This is a genomic window from Aeromonas eucrenophila (genome assembly GCF_000819865.1).
Classification (GTDB): Bacteria; Pseudomonadota; Gammaproteobacteria; order Enterobacterales; family Aeromonadaceae; genus Aeromonas; species Aeromonas eucrenophila.
The window spans coordinates 728-20,179 of sequence record NZ_CDDF01000012.1; the positions used below are offsets into that span (position 1 = coordinate 728).

Here is a 19,452-nt window from a genome sequence, read left to right on the forward strand (position 1 = left end):
GCACCTATAAAAGAGGTGCCCATCAAGGAGACCCGGCTGGCCAGGCTTATCTTTGCCAGCCCCATCCCCTGCTTCTTCGGCCAGCCGCTCGCCATCATTCGTCACGGCAGCAGCGAGCTGTTGCACGGCGCCCGCATCCTCTGGTGCGGCGACATTCATCCCGCCAGGCGCAAGGCGCTGCACGCCCTGCTGTGCGCGCTGCCATGGGATCTCGCAGGCCTCAATCTCGCCGCCCTGCAGCTCGGGCTCGATGGCTATGCCCTCGCCAGCCACTTTACCGAGCCGCCCCCTAGCACAGTGCAGGATGGAGACTGGCTCCTGCACTCCGCCTGGCTCATGGATACCCGCACCGCGCTGCTGGCCGCCCTGGCGCAGCAGCCGCTCAGTGCCGCCGAGCTGGCCGACAGGCTGCGCCTCCCGCCACCCCTCACCCAGTGTTTGCTGCTGCGGCTCAAGGAGGAGCAGCAGATCCGCCTGCATCACGAGAAGTGGCAGCTTGGCAGCGGCGAGTCGGAAGATGAGCTGGGAGAAGAGGCGCGCCTGGTGCTCAAACTGGTGCGAGATCAAGGCAAGGAGGGATATGAGCCCGGTAAACTGGGCCCCGGCGGCGTGGCCATAGATCCCGTGCTCCAGCTCACCCTGCCTCAGGGGCTGCGGCAAAAAGGCGCGCTGCAAAAGCAGCTACGCAACCTGGCGCGGCTCACCTATCTGGTACAGCTGGAAGGACCCATCTACTACGATGCCGAACTCTATGACCATATGGTACGGGCCGTGCTGGCAGGCCAGCGGGTGGGGGATCTGATCGACATGAGTGCACTCAAAGCCATCACCGGGCTGTCGCGCAAATACGCCATTCCCTTCTGCCTGCGCATGGAGATGGATGGCTGGCTCAGGCGAGAAGAGAACGACCGACGGGTGCTGCACCTGCCCCCTTGTGCGCAGCTGGCAGACAAGCAGTTCGCAGAGAGCGAGGTGGTATGACAGCACAAGCGGCCCCGATGACTCACTCGGCCATCTCTGAGCCTGCCCAACTGCGCCGCGAGTTTCAGCTCAACGGCATAGTGCAGGGGGTCGGCTTTCGTCCCTTCGTCTATGGGCTGGCGCTCTCCCATCGCCTCACCGGCTATGTGCTCAACGATGCCAACGGCGTCACCATTGGGGTGCAAGGCAGCCCGACCCAGTTGGCAGACTTTGCCCGTGAGCTACGGGAGCTGGCGCCACCGCTCAGTCGCATCGACCACTTCGGTGAGCGAGCGCTCCCCCTTGATGACGACCCCGACTTCGATGGCACCTTCCATATCAGGGCCAGCCAGCAGCAGAGCGCGGCCACGGTCGCCATCTCGCCGGATCAGGGCATGTGCGAGGCCTGCGCCCGAGACATCGCCAACCCGGCGGATCGCCACCACCGCTACCCCTTCACCAACTGCACCCACTGCGGCCCGCGCTACAGCATCATCCGCCGCCTCCCCTACGACAGGCCCCACACCGCCATGGCGGGTTTCGCCATGTGCCCGCGCTGCGCTCGCGCCTATGAGGATCCGCTAGACAGGCGTTACCACGCCCAGCCGGTAAGCTGTCCGGATTGCGGGCCTCAGTTGACCTGGCGCGGTGGCGAAGGCCTGGCGCTGGCAAAACGGGAGCAGGCCCTGCAAGCCGCCGCCCGCGCGCTGCAGACAGGCGCACTCATCGTGGTCAAGGGGATGGGGGGCTATCACCTGATGTGTGATGCCCGAAATGAATCAGTGGTAGCGCGGCTGCGCCAGCTTAAACGCCGCGCCCGCAAGCCGCTGGCGGTGATGATGGGATCCCTCGACGAAGCCAAGTTGCATGTGGAGGGCGGCGAGGATGAGTGGAATCTGCTGCGCTCCCAGCCAAGACCCATCACCTTGCTGCGAAAGCGGGCAGCCGATCCCGGCACAATTTCCCTCGCCGAAGGCATAGCCCCCGGCATCCCCTATCTCGGCGTCATGCTGCCCTACACCCCGCTGCATCAGTTGCTGCTGGAGGCTTGCGCCATACCGCTGGTGGCCACCAGCGCCAACGGCCGCGGCAGCCCCATTCTGATCGAGTGTGAGGCTGTGATTACCGAGCTTGGCGCCCAGATAGACGGCATCCTGGATCACGATCGCCCCATCTTGCATCCCTGTGATGACAGCCTGGTGCAGTGGGCGGGCGGGCGGCGCCAGACCCTGCGCCTCGCCCGCGGTTATGCCCCCTGCACCCCCAGCCTGAAGGAAGCGGTCACGCAATCCGTGCTGGCGGTGGGGGCCCAGCAGAAGAATCAGCTGGCGCTCGCCTTCGGTCGCCAACGGATCTACAGCCCCTATATCGGGGACCTGCACAGCCTGCCGATGCAGCAGCACTTCGAGCAGACCCTGGAAACCTTCCGCGCGCTCTACGATCTCAAGCCCAAGACGCTGGTATCGGACCGCCACCCCGGCTATCTCAGCCATCGCTGGGCCAGGGACTATTGCGCGGCAGAGGGGGCGACCCACCTCGAGGTGCAACACCACCACGCCCATTTGCTAGGGGTGATGGCCGAGCACGACATCAAAGGCCCCGTGCTTGGATTTGCCTTCGACGGCACCGGCCTCGGGGATGACGGCACCCTCTGGGGCGGCGAGTTGCTGATCGCCGACGTGAAGGGGTTCGAGCGAGTGGCGCACCTCAAACCATTTCGGCTGATCGGCGGCGAACAGGCCATCCGCGAGCCGGTGCGCCAGCTGCTCGGCCTGCTGTTTGAATCCCACAGCCCTGACGAGCTCAGCGCCCTCGACATTCCGGCGATCAATCAGCTGCCCATCGAGCGTATCCACAACCTGCACCGGCTGTGGCACCTCGGCCGAAACGCTCCCTATACCAGCTCCATGGGCCGGCTGTTCGACGCCGTGGCCGCCCTCTTGAGCCTGGTCGACGAGCCCGATTACGAGGGAGAGGCGGGGCTTTTGCTAGAGGCGGCAGCCCTGCGACTCGCCCCGGATGCCGAGCCCTGGCCGCTGCATTTCGAACTGACCAAGCAAGCGAGCGGCCCCCTGCTGATCGACTGGGCGCCGCTGATTGCCGAGTTGCTCAGGCAGCGCAATGAAGCACCGGTGGCGAACTTGGCCGCCGGCTTTATCCAAGCCATCGCTGAGCTTATCGCCCAACTTGCCGAACGCTTCCCAGACTATCCCGTGGCGCTGGGTGGCGGCGTCTTTCAAAACCGCGTGCTGATGGACCAGCTTGTCCCCCGCCTCGAAGCGGCCGAGCGCGAGACCTTGACCAGTCAGACCCTGCCGCTCAACGACGGCGGCATAGCCGCAGGCCAGCTCTGGTTTGCCATCCATCATCTTGCGGAGCCGGGGTCAACCACCCCGCCCGCCGTGTCGGAGTCCTGAACATATGTGCCTTTCCATTCCCTCCCAGGTGGTGCAACTGCACCCCGAAGATAACTGCGTCACCGTCGACACTCTGGGGGTGCAACGCCGGGTCAGCTGCATGCTGCTCGAAGATCCGCTGGCGCTCGGGGACTATGTGCTGCTTCACATCGGTTTCGTGATGAGCAAGATTGACGAGGAAGAGGCACAGGCGAGCTTGGAGAGCTTCCGCCAGATGGTGGCCCTGATGCCAAAGCAGGACATCTTGCCATGCTGAGTCTGAACGATCTGTTTCAGGGTTTTCGTGAGCCCCAGGTGATCCGCGCCCTCGCCGCCCAGATAAGCGAGCTGGCCGAGCAACTGCCCGAGCCCCTGCGGGTCATGGAGGTGTGCGGCGGCCATACCCACACCATCATGAAATACGGCCTGCCCCAGCTGCTGCCGGACAGCATCGAGTTCGTTCACGGCCCCGGCTGTCCGGTCTGCGTGATGCCGAAAGAGCGCATCGATCAGGCCATGGAGCTGGCGAGAGAGCCGAACGTTATCCTGGTGACCCTGGGTGACATGATCCGGGTGCCGGGCTCCAAGGGTTCCTTGGCCCAGCAGCGGGCCAAGGGCAGCGACATCCGCCCCGTCTATGACCCCCTCGATGCGCTGCGCATAGCCCAGGAAAATCCCGACAAGACGGTGGTGTTCTTCGCCATAGGTTTCGAGACCTCCACCCCCATGACGGCGGCGCTCTTGGCGGCAGCCGACGCCGCCGGGGTGAACAATCTGCTGTTTCATATCAACCATGTGCTGGTACCCCCCGCCATTCATGCAGTGATGGCCGACGGGGTCGCCAAGGTGAACGCCTTTATCGGCCCCTCCCACGTCAGCGTCATCACCGGGGCCGACATCTATCTGCCCATAGTCCAGCGCTATCGGGTGCCCGTGGTGGTGAGCGGCTTCGAGCCGGTGGATGTGATGGAGGCGCTCTTGATGATGGTGCGCCAGAAGGTGGAGGGACGCTGTGCGCTGGAGGTGCAGTACAGCCGCGCCGTCACCGCCCACGGCAACCGCGCCGCCCAGCGCCTGGTGGACAAGTATTTTGAGACCCGCGAGCACTTTCGCTGGCGCGGGCTCGGCGACATCAACGCCTCCGCCCTGCGCCTGCGAGACGCCTTCGCCGCCCGGGATGCGGAGCGCCACTTTGCCCTCAGCCAGACCCCCATCGACGATCACAAGGCCTGTCAGTGCGCCGACATACTGCGCGGGCTCGCCAAGCCGAACCAATGCAAGGTCTTTGGCCGGGGCTGCACCCCGACCCAGCCCATGGGCAGCTGCATGGTGAGCTCGGAGGGGGCCTGCAACGCCTACTACCGCTATATGGGGATCCAGGAGCAATGAGAGAAATTCAGCCAAGCCGCGGAGCCTGGATGGTGCCTGGAGATAAACCTGTCTGCTTCTGCCACATGTCGGAGTCCCAATCCAGATGAGAGAAATACAACTGAGCCACGGTGGTGGCGGTGTGGAGATGAATCAGCTGATCAACCAGCTGTTCTTCCATCACTTCGGCAACGAGATCCTGCTGCGCGGTGAAGATGCCGCCCTGCTGCCGGTCACCGGCCCCATCGCCTTCACCACCGACAGCTTCACCGTCTCGCCGCTCTTCTTCGCCGGCGGCGACATCGGCAAGTTGGCCATCGCCGGCACGGTCAACGATCTCGCCATGATGGGCGCCAAACCCGAGTATTTGAGCTGCAGCTTTATCATCGAGGAGGGTTTCCCCTACGCAGACCTAGCCCGCATCGTCGAGTCCATGGCGGCTGAATTGACCAAGAGCGGCGCCCGCATCGTCTGCGGCGACACCAAGGTGGTGCCGAGGGGGGCGGCGGACAAGATCTTCATCAACACCAGCGGGGTCGGCAGCTTCCCCCTGCCCGAACAGAGCCGGGGCATCTCGGTGCGAAACCTTCAGGCCGGTGACGCCATCCTGGTGTCGCGGGATATCGGCAGCCACGGCGCCTGCATCCTGATGGCCCGCGACGCCCTGCAGCTCGGCTCGACACTCCAAAGCGACTGCACCACCCTCTGGCCCCAGGTGGAAGCGCTGCTCAAGGCGGATATTCGCCCCCACGCCCTGCGCGATGCCACCCGGGGTGGCCTCGCCGCCGTGCTGAACGAATGGAGCACGGCTTCCGGGGTGGCCATCGAGCTGGAAGAGTCCGCCATTCCGGTGTGCGACCCGGTGCGCGGCCTGTGCGAGCTCTACGGCTTCGAGCCCCATGATCTCGCCAACGAGGGCACCATGGTACTGGCCCTGCCCGCGGAACAAGCCGAAGCGGCACTGGCGCTGCTGCAAGGATTCAATCCCAGCGCCTGCCAGATCGGCGTGATCAAGGAGAGCGCCAAACACAAGGTGATCCTCAACAACCCCTGGGGCAGCCGCCGCTATCTGGAGCTGCCACAGGGGGAGCTGCTGCCCCGGATCTGCTGAGCCATGATCCATCACCATAAGGAGTGCTGAACATGCACGAGATGTCCCTCGCCATGGCGGCCATCGATCTGGCGGCCGATCAGGCGGCCCAGCGCGGCTTTAGCAAGGTCACCGCCATCTGGCTGGAGGTCGGCAGCTTCTCCTGCGTCGACCCCGATACCATCGCCTTCTGCTTCGAGGCCGCCGCCAAGGGCACGGCCGTCGAGGGCGCCAATTTGCATTTTCAGCACCAGACCGCCGAGGGCTGGTGCTACGACTGCAGCAAGACGGTCGCTCTTAGCGAGCGCGGCCAGGCCTGCCCCGAGTGTGGCGGATACAAATTACGAGTCGCGCAGGGCGATAGCCTGCGCATCACCGATATCGAGGTAAGTTGATATGTGTAGCGTATGCGGATGCGGCCAGGCGCGAGTTGCCGGCCAGGATCACCACCATCAGCACGACCATGAACACCAGCATGATCATGACCATCATCACGATCACGATCACGATCACGATCACGATCACGATCATCACCATGGTCATAGCCATGGCCACCCTCACGACCATCATCACGCTTATGAGCATCAATCCCATAACGAACAGAGCGCCCCCCGGACCGTGATCATCCATCATCATTACCACCATCAGGGGGATGTGCATCACCACTACCATGGCATGGCCCCCAACAGCCAGTCCGCCCGGCCAGATGCCCACGAGCACGCTCATTCCCATGACCACGAGCAGGGTCACCATCATGCTCATCCTCATCCTCATCAGCACGAGCACGAGCACGAGCATGAGCATGAGCATGAGCATGAGCATGAGCATCATCAGGCTAGCGGCCATTCCCACCATCATGCCCATGATCACAGCCATGAACATAAACATGAGCATGAGCATGAGCATGAGCATGAGCATCATCACGCCCATTCCCATGACCATCAACATCAGCAGGGGGATCTGCACTACGGCAAGGGAGAAGCGGGGCTGTCGGTGCCGGGCCTGGGTCAGCGCCAGCTGATCGCCATCGAAATGGACGTGCTGGACAAGAACAACAAGCTGGCGGCCCACAATCGCGAGCACTTCGAGGCCGCCGGCCAGCTGGTGCTGAACCTGGTGTCGAGCCCGGGGTCGGGCAAGACCACCCTGCTGTGCGAGACCCTTCGCCGACTCGAGGGTAAGCGCCCTTGCGCCGTGATCGAGGGGGATCAGCAGACCAGCGCGGACGCGGATCGCATCCGGGCCACTGGGGTGCCCGCCATCCAGATCAACACCGGCAAGGGCTGCCACCTGGATGCGAAGATGGTGCACGACGCCTGCCACCAGCTGCCCGCGCAGGATGGGGGCATCCTCTTTATCGAGAACGTGGGCAACCTGGTCTGCCCCGCGAGCTTCGATCTCGGGGAGAAGTACAAGGTCGCCATCCTCTCGGTCACCGAGGGGGAGGAGAAGCCGCTGAAATACCCGGACATGTTCGCCGCCGCCCAGCTGATGCTCATCAACAAGACGGACTTGTTGCCCCATGTGAGCTTCGACGTCGAGCGCTGCATCGAGAACGCCAAGCGGGTGAACCCCTATATCCAGGTGATCCAGCTGAGCGCCACCACGGGTGACGGGATGGATGCCTGGCTCAACTGGCTGGCAACCGCCTGAGAAAAGAGGTTAAGCGCGAACGATCTATGAGGCTGCGCCTCATAGAGCTACCGCCACTGGCTGGTGTTGATAAAAATAGAGAGGGAGGCTGATGCCTCCCTCTCTTTTTATCTTCGTCACTTTGGCAGGATCATGACCATCAATGTCACCCCCTCTGATCCCCTCACCCTGGCCCTCTCCCCAGGGAGAGGGAATCCATTCGTGGGTACCGACAGCATGCCCCCGAATCTGTGCAGATCCCGAGAGTCGGTATGGACTCCGAAGCCAGCAGCTCAACGGGAATGGCACATTCCGCCCCCTTCTCCCCTTGCGGGAGAAGGGTTGGGGATGAGGGGGGGACGCACGTTTTCAGGCCGCGCTGCTGACTCTGAACACCTGCTCGCCATGCCCTTCGCCGACGTGGATCACCCGATGACACACCTGCTGCAACAGCGCCTGCTGATGGCTGAACACCAGCATGCCGAGGCCCCGACACTCACACTCCACCATCAGCTCTTGCCAGAGCTGGCGCTGGATGTGGGGATCGAGCTGGGCGGTCACCTCGTCGGCGATCAGCAGCCGGGTGCGGGGATCGAGGGCCCGCAGCAGGGCGATGCGGGCCAACTCGCCGCCGGAGAGCTGAGACGGTTTTCTGGATAGCCACTCAGGTTTGACCAGAAAGCGCGCCAGCATGGCGTCGTCCGGGCGCCAGACATTCCGCAGGGACTGGCCGGTGCTGCGATAGGGATTGAAGCTGAGCTCAGGGTGCTGGGGCACCAGCTGCACCGGGTTATAACCCCGCGTTGGCAAGGGAGCGCCGTCGAGCAGGATCTGACCGCCCTCCCCCGCAAGCGCCCCAGCCGGTTGCCAGCCCGCCAATACCCGCCCCAGGGTGGTCTTGCCATGACCGCTCGGCGCCGAGAGGCCGAGCCGCTCGCCAGCCTGGATCCTCAGATTCAATCCCTGCCATAGAGGGCCTTGCCCCTGGCGGATGGTCAGATCCCTTACCTCGAACATCAGCACACCTCCGGGTTGGCAGGGAACAGCGAATGAAACTCCGGCAGCGCCTGCCACTGAATACCCGCAGCCTGACAAGTGATCCGCTCCAGCGACTCATTCATCAGGAGACCTCCGGCATGGCGAAGAGTGAATTGAACTCCGGCAACGCCCGCCACTGAATACCCGCAGCCTGACAAGCGATCCGTTCCAGCGACTCAATCATCAGGAAACCTCCGGCATCGCGAAGAGTGAATTGAACTCCGGCAACGCCTTCCAGTGGGCACGCAGCATGGCGCTGCCCTGCCCCGCCCGCAGCTGCTGGCAGCTCAGGCTGTCGCTCACCCGCCCCTGATGGAGCGCGACGATACGATCGGCGAAGCGGGCCGCCAGCGCCAGATCGTGGGTGACCCAGAGGATGCCGCTGCCCTCCCGGGCGAGCTCGCGCAGCTGGGTGAGCAACTGGCAGGCCAGGGGTTCATCGAGCCAGGCGGTGATCTCGTCTGCCAGGATATATCGCGCCCCGCTGAGCGCGGCGGCGCAGGCCAGGATGCGTTTCGCCATGCCGCCAGAGAGCTGGCGTGGGTAATGAGTGAGAGTCTGTACCGGCAGCTGGTATCTGAGCAATTGCTGGCTGAGCTGCTCGCGAGAGCCGCTCTGACCACAGAGGCGAGCGGCGCGGCCGAGCTGGCGCTCCACCGTCAACAAGGGATTGAGGGCACTTACCCCCTGCGGCACATGGCAGAGGGTGTGACCGCGCAGCCGGGCCCGGCCCTCGTCACACAGGGGGACGCCGTCGAGGGTGATGGTGCCGCCCATACGCAGATTGTCCGGCAACAGGCTGAGGGCGCTTTGCAGCAGCAGGCTTTTGCCCTCGCCGCTGCCCCCCACCAGCGCCACTATCTCGCCGGGGGCCAGTTGCAGACTGACCTCGCTCAGCAGCGGCTGCCAGCGACGGCGGCCAAGCCAGTTGTAACGGGCCGCCTCCAGGGTGACCTGCTCGAAGCTCAACATCTTTCATTGCTCCCAAACCACAGCCGTTGCAGGGCGCGCGAGTCACCTGATCGAACAGCAGCGCCAGCCAGACTGTGCTGACGCCAGGTGGCGGTTTCAAATATCAGCATCTATCACCCCCAAACCAGAGCTGCTGCAGGGCGCGAGTAGCCTGATCGAACAGCAATACCAGCAACAGCAGCATCAGGCCGGGGAAGAGGGCCAGCCACCAGCCGCCCCCCGCCAGATAGCGCAGGGCATCGGCCAGCAGCAGCCCGAGGGACGCCTCGTGGGCCGCCAGACCAAAACCCAGAAAACTCAAGGCGGCGCTGTGCAGCACCGCATGGGGAAACATCAGCAGGGTGCCGATAAACCACTGGGGCAAGAGGCCGGGCAGCAGGTGAACCCACCAGCGCCGCAGCGGCCCCATGCCCTGGCAGCGGGCCAGCACCACGTGGTCGCTGCAGGCGATGCGCCTCGCCTCGGCCCGCAGGATCAGCGCGAGCTTGGGCCAGTGGGTCAACGCCACCGCCAGGATCACCCCGTGCATGCCGCCCCCCAGGGTGAAGCAGATGAGGATCAACAGCAGCATGTGGGGCAGCGCCAGCATGGCGTCGATGACCAGGCGCACCGCACCGTCGCATCTGGGATGCAGCAGCGAGAGGCTGGCGGCCAGCAGGGCCAGCAGGCCGCTGCACAGCGCCGTGCTGACGCCGAGATCCAGACTGGTGAGGGTGCCCTGGAAGGCGCGCTGCCACAGATCCCGCCCCATCTGATCGGTGCCGAACCAGTGCAACATGGAGGGGGCCTGATGGCGGGCCAGCAGATCCATGGGCACGTCCTGAGCCGACAGGCTCCAGCCATAGCAGGCCAGCAGGATCAGGCAGATCAGTGCAAAGCCGAGTCGCAGCAGCGAAGGCAGCGGATTAAACAGCATGACGCCCCTCCCAGCCCTGATTGATGCGGGCCAGCAACCCGCTGGCCATGCTGTTGCCCAAAAACACCAGCAGGGTGCAGAACAGCACTATGCCCATCAGCAGGGGAATGTCGCCGCGCAGCCCCGCATCCACGGTCGCCTGCCCCAGCCCCGGATAGGCGAACACCTTCTCCGCAAGGAGGGATCCACCGATCAGCTCCCCAAGGGACGCAAATTGCAGGCAGAGCGCCGGGGTCAGGGCGTGGCGCAGCACATGAAAACGCAGCATGGGCCAGCCGCCATCGCCCTGGGCGCGGGCGTAGCGGATAAAGTCGCTGCCCAGCACCTCGGCCACCCGGCCCCGGGTGTGCAGGGCTATGTTGCCCATCCCGAGCAGGGCCAGGGTCGTCACCGGCAGCACCAGATGGCGCGCCCGCATGGCCCAATCCACCTGGTCGGCGCCAAGGCCCGGGGTCCAGGCACAGCAGACCGGTAGCAACGGCCAGTGCACCGCAAAGAGGGCGAGCAGCAGCAGGCCGACCCAGAAGGTCGGCAGGGAGGCGAGCAGGTAAGCTAGGCGACAGATGAGCCTGTCCGGCCAGCGGTTGAGGTAGCGGCCGGCGCAGAGCCCCAACAGCACGCCGAGGCTGCCGGACAGCAGCCAGGCCCCCGCCAGCAGCGCAAAGGAGGCGGTGAAGCGAGTACCTATCACCTCGGTGACGGGGGCGTTGTAGAGCATGGAGTAGCCAAAATCCCCCTGCAGCACCCGGCCGAACCAGTGCCAGTAGCGCAGCCACAGGGGCTGATCCAGCCCCCAGCGGGCGGCGATCCTGGCGTATTGCTCGGGGGGCACGTGCAGCAGATCGTTGCCGATATAGGCCTTGATGGGATCGATGGGGGAGTAGCTCAGCAGCACGAAGGTGGCGAGCGACACCAGGGCGAGCAGCCCTGCCAGACGCAGCAGGGCCTTGCCCAGCGTCTTGCCGGAGCGGCGCAGGGGCGAGCTTAGCGGCACGTCCACCGCCAATCGGACAGGTTGTTCAGCAAGGACCAGCTACCGTGGATCTCCGGCGCCCCCTTGCCGAGATCGACGCAGGCGTTGGCCAGATAGCTGTGCTGCACATTGAGCAGCCAGGCCCAGGCGGCATCCCCCTGCACCCCGGCCCCGGTCTTGCCGTCCCACTCCACCTGTTGCCAGAACGGCACGGCCGCCTGCCAGTTCGGGGCATCCAGCGCCTGCTTGAGGTGGGCATCCACGGTGGCATTGCGATAGTAACCGGGATTGTAGAACTCGACCCCGGCGGCGGCGCTCTGGTAGTGGTGATAGAGCTCCATGGGATCCAGACTCCCCCAGCCCATCAGCACCGGATTGGCATGCATCTCCCGCTCTACCTGCTCCCAGCTGCCGGATTTCAGGCTCACGTCCAGACCGATGGGCTTGAGCATGGCCCGCACCGCTTCGGCCAGATCCCGCCGGGTGCTGTCGCCGCTGGTGTACCAGAGGGTGAAGGCGGCGCGAAGCTCGCCCTTGTGGCGCACCCCGTCGCTGCCCATTTTCCAGCCCGCCTTATCCAGCAGGGCATTGGCATGAGCGGCGTCCCCGTCCTTGAAGGCGCTCGCCGGGTTGTACCAGGGCAGCCCCTGCACCGCGCTGTAGGCGGGAATGGCATGGCCTTCGAGCAGTTGGTCGGCGAGCAGCTTGCGGTCGATGGCGTAGTTGATGGCGCGGCGCACGGCCACGTCCGAGGTGACGTCATTGCCCACCGGGTTGCCCTTGGCGTCTTTGTCACCGGCGGGCGGGATCGGGAAGACGATGCCGCGGTTCTCCACGCTCGGGCGCACCCAGAGTTTCAGCGACGCCGGCACGGCCGGGGCCAGGGCGGGGGCGATGCGCACCACGTCCAGCTGGTTGCTCTGGGCCGCGGCGTAGGCGCTCTCCTCGTCGATGAAGACAAACACCAACCGCTTGAAGTCGTTGCTGTCACCGGCGTAATAGGGGTTGGCCTCCACCACCAGCTGCTGCCCCGGCAGGTAGCTGCGCAGTCGATAGGGGCCGGCGCCGATGGGCTGGCGGGCATAAGACTTGGGATCGTAGTCCCGCGCCGAGACGATGCCGAGGGAGCCCAACACGTTGACGAAGGTGCTCTGGGGAGCGCTTAAGCGAATGGCCACCTCCAGCGGAGACAGGACCCTGGCGTCGACGAAGTTGCCCATGTCGATCTTGCCGCCGCCCTGGGCCGCGTGCTTGTAGGTGAAGGCCACGTCCTCGGCGGTCAGCGGCGCGCCGTTGGAAAACTTGAGATCCGGCTTGAGGCGGATGAGCCAGCCCTTGCCATCCTCGCTCGGCTTGACCGACTGGGTCAGCACTCCCTGCCAGCTCAAGTCGGCATTTTGCTTGAGCAGCGGGCTGTGCAGCAGCAGGTAGCTGCCGTGGCTCCAGCCGAGCAGGGGATCGAAGCCTTCGGTGGGCTCGGCGCCGATGGCGAGCTTGAGCTCGGCGGGCAGCGCCTGAGTGGCGGGGGCGGCCTGCGCCAAGGGGCTGGCGCCGAGCAGCAGGGCCAGCAGGGCGGCGGCGCGGGGCTCACAGGGTCGGATGGTCATCATATTCCTCGTTCATGGGTGGCCAGGTTGCGTGAGAGCGCGAGAAAAGCGGGCACCGATAGAAGCGAATGAGGGGCCGATAAGGGCCCCGTCTCTTTTTTGCCAATGCAGGCAGGCTAACGCCCGCGCGCGCCAAACAGCCGTCGACGGCCGAGATCGACCCTTCCTCCTGCCTGTTGCAGCGGCAGGGAGAGCGACATCCTGAGGGTGCTGGGCACCAGGGCCCTGCCCTCATCGGCCACCAAATGCGGGTCGAGCGGCGACATCAGCGAGCAGGCGAGCAACTGTCCGATCTCCGGCAGCTCACCCACCATGAAGGTCATGTCACCGCAGGGCAGTTGCAGGGCGAGGCGCTCACTACTGGCGCGCACGGGCCAGTGCTGATCCGGCCCCGGCAGCACCACCAGGCTCAGCATCCAGGGGGTGAGCACGCAGCCGAGCCACTGATCTTCAAACAGCAGGCACTCGGCCAGGATGGGCATGCTCGGGTGGTAGAAGGGCAGCTCGCACATCTGCTCGCGGGCGATGCGCTCATACTGGGCCACCAGCAGGGAGGCGGGGTTGGTGGCAAAACCGGCTCCCACCTGCGCTATTTCATGGGTCATTTCCAGCATATCGCTCTGTTTATCACTCATAGGGTGGTGCGCCACGCTGCCTCCCGCCCTCGCTCGGCCCGCTCTTGCGTGGAAAGGGGGATGGCCGGGCAGCCGAGCTCGGCCAGCAGGGTCAAGATCCGCGCCTTCGCCTCCCCCATGGCCGCTTCCACCACGGGGGTGAGACCGATGCGGGGCTCGAGGGACAGAGGCTCGACCCCGATCAGAGTCAGCCGTTTGGGGGACTCTCCCGTCATCAGCAACGCCGAGAGCACGTCCGCCAGCCCCAGCTGATGGGGGGATATCTTGCGGCCAAACAGCGCCGGGATCTCCTCATCCTGCAAGGTGACGACGGTGCCGGGCGGATTGCCGCTGCGCACCGCATCCGCCAGTATGATGTGGTCTCGGCTCGCCATCGCCTCGAGCAGCTCCATGCCGGCGGTGCCGCCGTCCAGCAGCTCGATGCCGGGGGCGAAACGGTATTCGCGCTCCAGCGCCTCGACGAGACGCACCCCGACGGCCTCGTCGCTCAGCAGCAGGTTGCCGACCCCCAGGATCAGGGTATTCATCACAGCACCTTCACCTGGGTCACTTCGCCATTCTGGGTATCCACCACGTGCACCGCGCAGGACATGCAGGGATCGAAGGAGTGGATGGTGCGCACCACCTCCAGCGGCTTGGCGGGATCCGCCACCGGGGTGCCGACCAGGGCCTGCTCATAGGGGCCGGGCTCGTCGTTGAAGTTGCGCGGACCCGAGTTCCAGGTCGAGGGCACCACCGCCTGGTAGTTTTCAATCTTGCCACCCTTGATGACCACCCAGTGGGAGAGCATGCCCCGCGGCGCCTCCTCGAAGCCCACCCCGCGAAACTCCTTGTCCGCCGGGATCTCGGCCTTGATGTAGGCTGTCACATCCCCCTTGCCGATGTTGTCGATGAGCGCCTGCCACTGGTGGGACAAGGTGTCCTTGAGCACGCAGCAACGCACCGAGCGGCCGATGATGCGGCCCAGGGTGGAATGCAGCTGTTCGGTCTTGATGGCCGACCCCGTCAACGCCTTGTAAAGACCGTTAAGCTGCTCGAAGTGCGTCACCGTCTCGGGGTGCTTGGCCGCGAGCTTCACCAGCAAGTCGGCCAGCGGCCCCACTTCCACCACCTTGCCGTAGAAGGTGGGGGATTTGACCCAGGAGTACTTGCCGTCATCCTGCCAGCCGGTGTAGTTCGGCTCCGTCTTCCCTTCCCAGGGCTTGAGGGGCTCGTCATCCTTGTACCAGGCGTGCTTGTTGCTCTCGGCGATGCCGTCCATCAGCCAGGCATCCTGGTGACTCTCGATGGGGCGGTAATTCGCCAGATCGCCGTTCTCGATGTAGCCCCCCGGCATCAGGAAGCTGCCGCCGTCCCCGTCGGTGGGGAGCTCGGGCACGCTCAGATAGTGTTTGGCCCCCTGCCCCAGTGCCAGCCACTCGGGGTAATGAGCGGCGATGATGGCGGCATCCACCTTGTAGACCTGCTCGATGAACTCGCCGAGCCGATCGATGAAGGTCTTCACGTAGAGCAGCCGCTCGAGGTTGAGCACGCTCGGCGCGTCCAGGTTGATGGGGTTGGCTACCCCGCCCACCGCCAGGTTTTGGATGTGGGGGGTCTTGCCCCCCAAAATGGCGACGATGCGGTTCGCATCGCGCTGGCATTCCAGGGCTTGCAGGTAGTGAGCCACGGCGATGAGGTTCACCTCCGGGCTCAGCTTCATCGCCTTGTGACCCCAGTAGCCGTTGGCGAAGATGCCGAGCTGACCGCTCGCCACCAGGGCGCGGATCTTCTCCTGCACCTTGGTGAGCTCCTCGGCGCTGTTGAGGGACCAGGTCGATACCCCCTTGAGGATGTCAGCCGCCTTCTGGGGGCTGGCCTCGAGGGCCGCCGTGATGTCCACCCAGTCCAGCGCGGAGAGCTGGTAGAAGTGGACTATGTGATCGTGGATGTTGTGGGCCGCGATGATGAGGTTGCGGATGTATTGCGCATTGACCGGCACCTTGGCACCGATGGCGTTTTCCACCGCCCGCACCGAGGCGATGGCGTGGATGGAGGTGCAGACCCCGCAGATGCGCTGCACTATCATCCAGGCGTCGCGTGGATCATTGCCCTTGAGGATCTCCTCCATCCCGCGCCACATGGTGCCGGATGACCAGGCCTTGGTGACCACGCCACCCTCGATTTCACAGTCGATACGCAGGTGCCCCTCGATACGGGTGATGGGGTCTATGGTGATACGTTGGCTCATACGTTGGCTTTCCCTCGGGCCTGATAATCTTGGTGAACACGTTCAAGCGATGGCAGCACCGGCAACAGCCGGATCAGCAGCAGATAGGCACAGACCTCGATGGCGACGAAGCCAAGGGAGATCAGCACCTCTTCGGCACTGGGGAAGTAGTGGTAGCCATTGCCAGGATTGAAGGCGAGCAGTGAGTAGTCCAGTCGCCAGAGGGCGGCGCCCAGCAACATGCTGAGGGCTCCCAGGAACAGCATGCGCGAGTCCCGGCGGCTCTTGTCCCAGTGGAACACCAGCAGCGGGAAGATCATCAGCGCTATCTCGCTCCAGAACATGATGGAGAAACGGTTGAGATCGGAGAGGTACTCCGACTTGTCGTTGATGACGATCTCGGCAAAGCGCAGCGCCACGAACAGGATCAGGAAGATGTCGATCACCTGGGTCAGCTTGTAGAACAGCGGCTTCTCGTTGGGGCCGCGCCCCGCGAGCCCGGCCTGCACCAGAGAGCCTTCGAACACCACGATGGAAAAGCCCATGATGAAGGCGGTCAGCAAGGAGAAGACCGGTAGCAGCTCATAGCTCTGCCAGAGCGGATGTATCTTCTCCCCCGCCACTATCATCAGGGAACCCATGGAGGACTGGTGCATGGTGGGCAGCAAGGCCCCGAGCGCCAGCACGAAGAACATGATCTTGTTGAGCCGGATGAGCGAGGCCTTCCAGCCGAGCTTCTCCAGCAGCACGGGGGCGAACTCCAGCGCCATGACACCTATGTAGATGGTCATGCAGACCGCCGTCTCGAACAGCACCGAGGAGGTGTTGAAGTGACCCGGCAGGTAGAAGTAAGGCAGGTTCCAGTAGCGCCCCACGTCTATGGTGATGGAGAGACCGCCCAAGGAATAACCGAACAGGCTGGCCAGCAGCGCCGGTCGCACCAGGGGGTGATACTCGCCCTTGTTGAAGACGTAAACCGCCCAGGCCAGGGCCCAGCCGCCACAGGCGAAGCCGGTGCCGATCAAGAGATCGAACGAGATCCAGAGCCCCCAGGGGTAGCCCCCGTTCAAGTCCGTCACCGAGCCCAATCCGAAGATGAGGCGTTTCAAGATCAGCATGCCGCACAGCAGGGCGAAGGGGGCCAGCACCAGCACAGGCCAGCTGACCAGCTTGCCGCCGAGCGGACGTGCCTTATGTTCACTCATGGTCGTCGCCTCCCTTCTCGTTGCCCTGACCCGGCTCGGGATCATGACCCTTCTCTTGTTTCTTGGCATTGCGCCGGATCAGCACGGAGAGACCGGTCAGCACCACCATGGGCAGCACCATCCCCTTGTAGAGGGTGTGCTGGATGTGCTCGGAGCGGGCGCCGGAGGAGAGCTCCGGCAGGTCAGGCATGTCGAGCTTGGTGTATGGCACCCCGGCCAGCACCAGCACCTGGGTGCCGCCCCCCTCCTTCTCGCCGTACACATAGGGCTGATAGCTCGGCACCTGATGGCGGTAGGGATCATTGGCAGTCAGGGTCTGGCGCGGGTAGGCATATTCGCTGCCGGGGGTCGCCAGCAGACGGCGTTTGGCCTCGGCCATCAGATCCTCTCGGGTACCGAAGATGACTGCACCGGTGGGACAGACCTCGACACAACCGGGCAGCTTGCCCTGATCGATGCGCGCCAGCCCTTTCTGGTTGCACAGCTCGCACTTGTGGATGGCGCCGAACGGGTTGTCGTAGTCGTATTTCGGCACGTCGAACGGGCAGCCCACCATGCAGTATCGACAGCCGGTGCAGACATCCGGGTTGTAGTGGACTATGCCGGTCTTGGGATCCTTCTTGAGGGCCTGCACCGGACAGACGGAGACGCAGTTGGGATCGACGCAGTGCATGCACTGCTTCTTGATGTAGGCGTAGCCATCCACCAGCTGATCCTTGCGCTCACCTGTCCCGCTCTTCCACACCTGAATGATGTTGTTGGTGTAAGGGGTCAGCTTGTCGTTGTTGGACCAGGTCTGCTCGCCAACCGGGCTGACCGGGTTGCCGTTGAGGCGCTGACACTCGGCCACGCAGGCCTGGCAGCCGACGCAGAGGGTGGAGTCATAGAGCATGCCGAGCGACCCGGGAATGGGCGGCTTGTTCTTGGCCGCCGCCAGCGCCGTGCCTGGCACAGTGGTGCCCGCCGCCAGCGCACCGACGGAGGCGAATTTGAGGAAGTTGCGTCTGTTCACGGTTACTCCTCCCGTGATGGGTGCTGCCCGGCTTCGTGGTACTTCTGCTGACGACCGAGTTCACGCACCGTCATCAGGCTGACCCCCGCCAGCGCCCCGAGGGCGCCGCCGATGAGACCGGTGGCCGTGGGCGACACATGGCCCCCCTCTTGGATGGCCACATCCGGTTTCTCAACCCGCGGGGTGGGGTTCTCCACCTTGGCGAGCTGGAAGATCCCCTTGCTGAACCCCACCCCCTGTTCGTTGCAGCCGTAGCAGGGATGGCCGATACCGACCGGCCAGATGCCGCCGCCCACGTCGCAGAACTCCAGGGTCGAGCAGTTGCCGTAGGTTTCTGGCCCCTTGCAACCGAGGTGATAGAGACACCAGCCCTGGCGGTGGCCTTCGTCCCCGAACTCCTTGGCGAAGCGGCCGGCATCGAAGTGCGGGCGACGCTCGCAGTTCTCGTGGATGAGCCGCTCATAGGCAAACAGCGGCCGCTTCTTGGCATCCAGCGCCGGCAGCCTGCCGTAGGTGATGTAGTAGGCAACCGTGGTGAGGAAGTTGTGGGGGTTCGGCGGGCAGCCGGGAATATTGATGAGGGGAGTGCCGATATTGCCGAGGGCCTCTTCCAGGCTGACGGCCCCGGTGGGGTTGCTGCCGCTGGCGGGCACCCCGCCCCAGGCGGAGCAGGAGCCGATGGCGATGACGGCGGCCGCGTCAGCGGCGGCGCGGCGGATATGATCGACGATGGGCTCGCCGGCCACCATGCAATAGACACCGCCATCCTTGAGCGGAATGGAGCCATCCACCACCAGCACATACTTGCCTTTATAACGTTCGATGGCGTTGTGCTTGTTCTCTTCCGCCTGATGCCCGAAGGCCGCCGACAACACCTCGTGATACTCCAGCGAGATGGTGTTGAGGATCAGGTTCTCGATAGTGGGGTGGGTGGCACGCAGCAGCGACTCGGTACAACCGGTACACTCCTGCGCCCCTATCCAGATCACCGGTGGCCGCTGCGGGCTGGTGAGCGCGGTGGCCATCTTGGCCACCGCGTTCTGACTTAACCCCAGGGTTGCGGCCATCCCGGCGCACAGTTTCATAAAATCACGGCGATTAATTCCATGAGCCGATAAAAAATTATCCGCGACCATTCGTCTTATTCCCGTCAGTGAGCATTGTTTGATAAATGCTTAATTGCGGGAATGCTATGCCTCCCCCTCCCCCTCTATGTTGATCTCAATCAAGTCGCGGGACATTAATCACCGATAAAACTCATCAAGCCTCGACAAAAAAACCATATGCAGCAATGAGTTATCGAAAATCATTCTCAAGCAAAAATTACCCATTAGGGGTTATTTTTAGATGATTGTGAATTAACTGCTTATAAACTTCACCGATCTCGGCCATGACTTTTACAAAAATGAAAGCGTTGTCACAGAATCATTCTTTCATGG

Annotated in this window: 20 protein-coding genes; 8 read left to right on the plus strand and 12 right to left on the minus strand. The window is 64.1% G+C overall.

Going from position 1 to position 19,452, the window contains the following annotated elements; translation table 11 throughout:
* The 6 genes from BN1124_RS12535 to hypA all read left to right on the plus strand — a co-directional run.
* Positions 1-981, plus strand: a 981-nt coding sequence (locus BN1124_RS12535; RefSeq protein WP_197066214.1) for a SelB domain-containing protein, incomplete at its 5' end; no start/stop codon positions are given.
* Positions 978-3,377, plus strand: a complete 2,400-nt coding sequence (gene hypF / locus BN1124_RS12540; protein WP_042642397.1) for a carbamoyltransferase HypF — start codon at positions 978-980, stop codon at positions 3,375-3,377. The genes BN1124_RS12535 and hypF, both read left to right, overlap by 4 nt.
* Before the next feature lie 4 nt (positions 3,378-3,381).
* Entirely contained in the window at positions 3,382-3,633 is a 252-nt protein-coding gene (locus tag BN1124_RS12545) for a HypC/HybG/HupF family hydrogenase formation chaperone (RefSeq protein WP_033130236.1), read from the plus strand.
* Positions 3,627-4,745 carry a hydrogenase formation protein HypD gene (gene hypD / locus BN1124_RS12550; protein WP_042642399.1) on the plus strand — a complete coding sequence of 373 codons (1,119 nt, stop codon included), beginning with the start codon at positions 3,627-3,629 and terminating at the stop codon, positions 4,743-4,745. The genes BN1124_RS12545 and hypD overlap by 7 nt, the downstream gene beginning before the upstream one ends.
* Before the next feature lie 85 nt (positions 4,746-4,830).
* A complete protein-coding gene (gene hypE / locus BN1124_RS12555) occupies positions 4,831-5,835 on the plus strand; it encodes a hydrogenase expression/formation protein HypE (RefSeq protein WP_042642400.1) in 1,005 nt (334 codons plus the stop codon).
* A gap of 32 nt (positions 5,836-5,867) precedes the next feature.
* Positions 5,868-6,209 carry a hydrogenase maturation nickel metallochaperone HypA gene (gene hypA / locus BN1124_RS12560; protein ID WP_042642402.1) on the plus strand — a complete coding sequence of 114 codons (342 nt, stop codon included), beginning with the start codon at positions 5,868-5,870 and terminating at the stop codon, positions 6,207-6,209.
* Here hypA and BN1124_RS21800 read toward each other — a convergent pair.
* Positions 6,187-6,474: a hypothetical protein gene (locus BN1124_RS21800; protein WP_331415507.1), complete on the minus strand. Its 288-nt coding sequence runs from the start codon at positions 6,472-6,474 to the stop codon at positions 6,187-6,189. The two genes, hypA and BN1124_RS21800, sit on opposite strands and share 23 nt — an antisense overlap.
* A 15-nt stretch (positions 6,475-6,489) precedes the next feature.
* Here BN1124_RS21800 and hypB point away from each other — a divergent pair, with 15 nt between their 5' ends.
* On the plus strand, positions 6,490-7,467 hold the full coding sequence (gene hypB / locus BN1124_RS21715; RefSeq protein ID WP_331415509.1) for a hydrogenase nickel incorporation protein HypB: 978 nt from the start codon (positions 6,490-6,492) through the stop codon (positions 7,465-7,467).
* A gap of 348 nt (positions 7,468-7,815) precedes the next feature.
* Here hypB and BN1124_RS12570 read toward each other — a convergent pair whose 3' ends face one another.
* Positions 7,816-8,463, minus strand: a complete 648-nt coding sequence (locus BN1124_RS12570) for an ATP-binding cassette domain-containing protein (protein WP_042642405.1) — start codon at positions 8,461-8,463, stop codon at positions 7,816-7,818.
* A gap of 32 nt (positions 8,464-8,495) precedes the next feature.
* On the opposite strand from BN1124_RS12570, the gene BN1124_RS21760 reads away from it, so the two are divergent.
* A complete protein-coding gene (locus BN1124_RS21760; RefSeq protein WP_269429050.1) occupies positions 8,496-8,624 on the plus strand; it encodes a hypothetical protein in 129 nt (42 codons plus the stop codon).
* A gap of 43 nt (positions 8,625-8,667) precedes the next feature.
* Here BN1124_RS21760 and BN1124_RS12575 read toward each other — a convergent pair whose 3' ends face one another.
* The 10 genes from BN1124_RS12575 to hybO all read right to left on the minus strand — a co-directional run bounded on the left by BN1124_RS12575 (position 8,668) and on the right by hybO (position 19,149).
* Positions 8,668-9,456 carry an ATP-binding cassette domain-containing protein gene (locus BN1124_RS12575; protein WP_042642407.1) on the minus strand — a complete coding sequence of 263 codons (789 nt, stop codon included), beginning with the start codon at positions 9,454-9,456 and terminating at the stop codon, positions 8,668-8,670.
* A gap of 103 nt (positions 9,457-9,559) precedes the next feature.
* Complete coding sequence (locus BN1124_RS12580) at positions 9,560-10,372, minus strand: ABC transporter permease (protein ID WP_042642408.1); 813 nt, start codon at positions 10,370-10,372, stop codon at positions 9,560-9,562.
* On the minus strand, positions 10,362-11,372 hold the full coding sequence (locus tag BN1124_RS12585; protein WP_042642591.1) for an ABC transporter permease: 1,011 nt from the start codon (positions 11,370-11,372) through the stop codon (positions 10,362-10,364). The genes BN1124_RS12580 and BN1124_RS12585 overlap by 11 nt, the downstream gene beginning before the upstream one ends.
* On the minus strand, positions 11,357-12,952 hold the full coding sequence (locus BN1124_RS12590; RefSeq protein WP_042642593.1) for an ABC transporter substrate-binding protein: 1,596 nt from the start codon (positions 12,950-12,952) through the stop codon (positions 11,357-11,359). Before BN1124_RS12590 ends, BN1124_RS12585 begins: the two co-directional genes overlap by 16 nt.
* Before the next feature lie 116 nt (positions 12,953-13,068).
* Positions 13,069-13,587 (minus strand): hydrogenase-2 assembly chaperone, encoded by a 519-nt coding sequence (gene hybE, locus BN1124_RS12595; protein WP_156128336.1) that lies wholly within the window; start codon positions 13,585-13,587, stop codon positions 13,069-13,071.
* The gene (locus BN1124_RS12600) at positions 13,584-14,114 is read right to left on the minus strand and encodes a HyaD/HybD family hydrogenase maturation endopeptidase (RefSeq protein WP_042642410.1); all 531 of its coding nucleotides are present in this window, start codon (positions 14,112-14,114) and stop codon (positions 13,584-13,586) included. The genes hybE and BN1124_RS12600 overlap by 4 nt, the downstream gene beginning before the upstream one ends.
* Positions 14,114-15,817, minus strand: coding sequence for a hydrogenase 2 large subunit (hybC, locus tag BN1124_RS12605; RefSeq protein WP_042642412.1), 1,704 nt, complete (start codon positions 15,815-15,817; stop codon positions 14,114-14,116). Before hybC ends, BN1124_RS12600 begins: the two co-directional genes overlap by 1 nt.
* Positions 15,814-17,001 (minus strand): Ni/Fe-hydrogenase cytochrome b subunit, encoded by a 1,188-nt coding sequence (gene hybB, locus BN1124_RS12610; RefSeq protein ID WP_042642414.1) that lies wholly within the window; start codon positions 16,999-17,001, stop codon positions 15,814-15,816. The genes hybC and hybB overlap by 4 nt, the downstream gene beginning before the upstream one ends.
* Positions 16,994-18,013 (minus strand): hydrogenase 2 operon protein HybA, encoded by a 1,020-nt coding sequence (gene hybA, locus BN1124_RS12615; protein WP_042642416.1) that lies wholly within the window; start codon positions 18,011-18,013, stop codon positions 16,994-16,996. The genes hybB and hybA overlap by 8 nt, the downstream gene beginning before the upstream one ends.
* A gap of 2 nt (positions 18,014-18,015) precedes the next feature.
* Positions 18,016-19,149 (minus strand): hydrogenase 2 small subunit, encoded by a 1,134-nt coding sequence (gene hybO, locus BN1124_RS12620; protein WP_042642418.1) that lies wholly within the window; start codon positions 19,147-19,149, stop codon positions 18,016-18,018.
* Positions 19,150-19,452: the final 303 nt, after the last annotated feature.

Coding starts and splice junctions, on each gene's coding strand:
- hypF (WP_042642397.1), top strand. CDS start 978: ATGACAGCACAAGCGGCCCCGATGACTCACTCGGCCATCTCTGAGCCT.
- BN1124_RS12545 (WP_033130236.1), top strand. CDS start 3,382: ATGTGCCTTTCCATTCCCTCCCAGGTGGTGCAACTGCACCCCGAAGAT.
- hypD (WP_042642399.1), top strand. CDS start 3,627: ATGCTGAGTCTGAACGATCTGTTTCAGGGTTTTCGTGAGCCCCAGGTG.
- hypE (WP_042642400.1), top strand. CDS start 4,831: ATGAGAGAAATACAACTGAGCCACGGTGGTGGCGGTGTGGAGATGAAT.
- hypA (WP_042642402.1), top strand. CDS start 5,868: ATGCACGAGATGTCCCTCGCCATGGCGGCCATCGATCTGGCGGCCGAT.
- BN1124_RS21800 (WP_331415507.1), bottom strand. CDS start 6,474: ATGCACATCCCCCTGATGGTGGTAATGATGATGGATGATCACGGTCCG.
- hypB (WP_331415509.1), top strand. CDS start 6,490: ATGGCCCCCAACAGCCAGTCCGCCCGGCCAGATGCCCACGAGCACGCT.
- BN1124_RS12570 (WP_042642405.1), bottom strand. CDS start 8,463: ATGTTCGAGGTAAGGGATCTGACCATCCGCCAGGGGCAAGGCCCTCTA.
- BN1124_RS21760 (WP_269429050.1), top strand. CDS start 8,496: ATGAAACTCCGGCAGCGCCTGCCACTGAATACCCGCAGCCTGACAAGT.
- BN1124_RS12575 (WP_042642407.1), bottom strand. CDS start 9,456: ATGTTGAGCTTCGAGCAGGTCACCCTGGAGGCGGCCCGTTACAACTGG.
- BN1124_RS12580 (WP_042642408.1), bottom strand. CDS start 10,372: ATGCTGTTTAATCCGCTGCCTTCGCTGCTGCGACTCGGCTTTGCACTG.
- BN1124_RS12590 (WP_042642593.1), bottom strand. CDS start 12,952: ATGACCATCCGACCCTGTGAGCCCCGCGCCGCCGCCCTGCTGGCCCTG.
- hybE (WP_156128336.1), bottom strand. CDS start 13,587: ATGAGTGATAAACAGAGCGATATGCTGGAAATGACCCATGAAATAGCG.
- BN1124_RS12600 (WP_042642410.1), bottom strand. CDS start 14,114: ATGAATACCCTGATCCTGGGGGTCGGCAACCTGCTGCTGAGCGACGAG.
- hybC (WP_042642412.1), bottom strand. CDS start 15,817: ATGAGCCAACGTATCACCATAGACCCCATCACCCGTATCGAGGGGCAC.
- hybB (WP_042642414.1), bottom strand. CDS start 17,001: ATGAGTGAACATAAGGCACGTCCGCTCGGCGGCAAGCTGGTCAGCTGG.
- hybO (WP_042642418.1), bottom strand. CDS start 19,149: ATGGTCGCGGATAATTTTTTATCGGCTCATGGAATTAATCGCCGTGAT.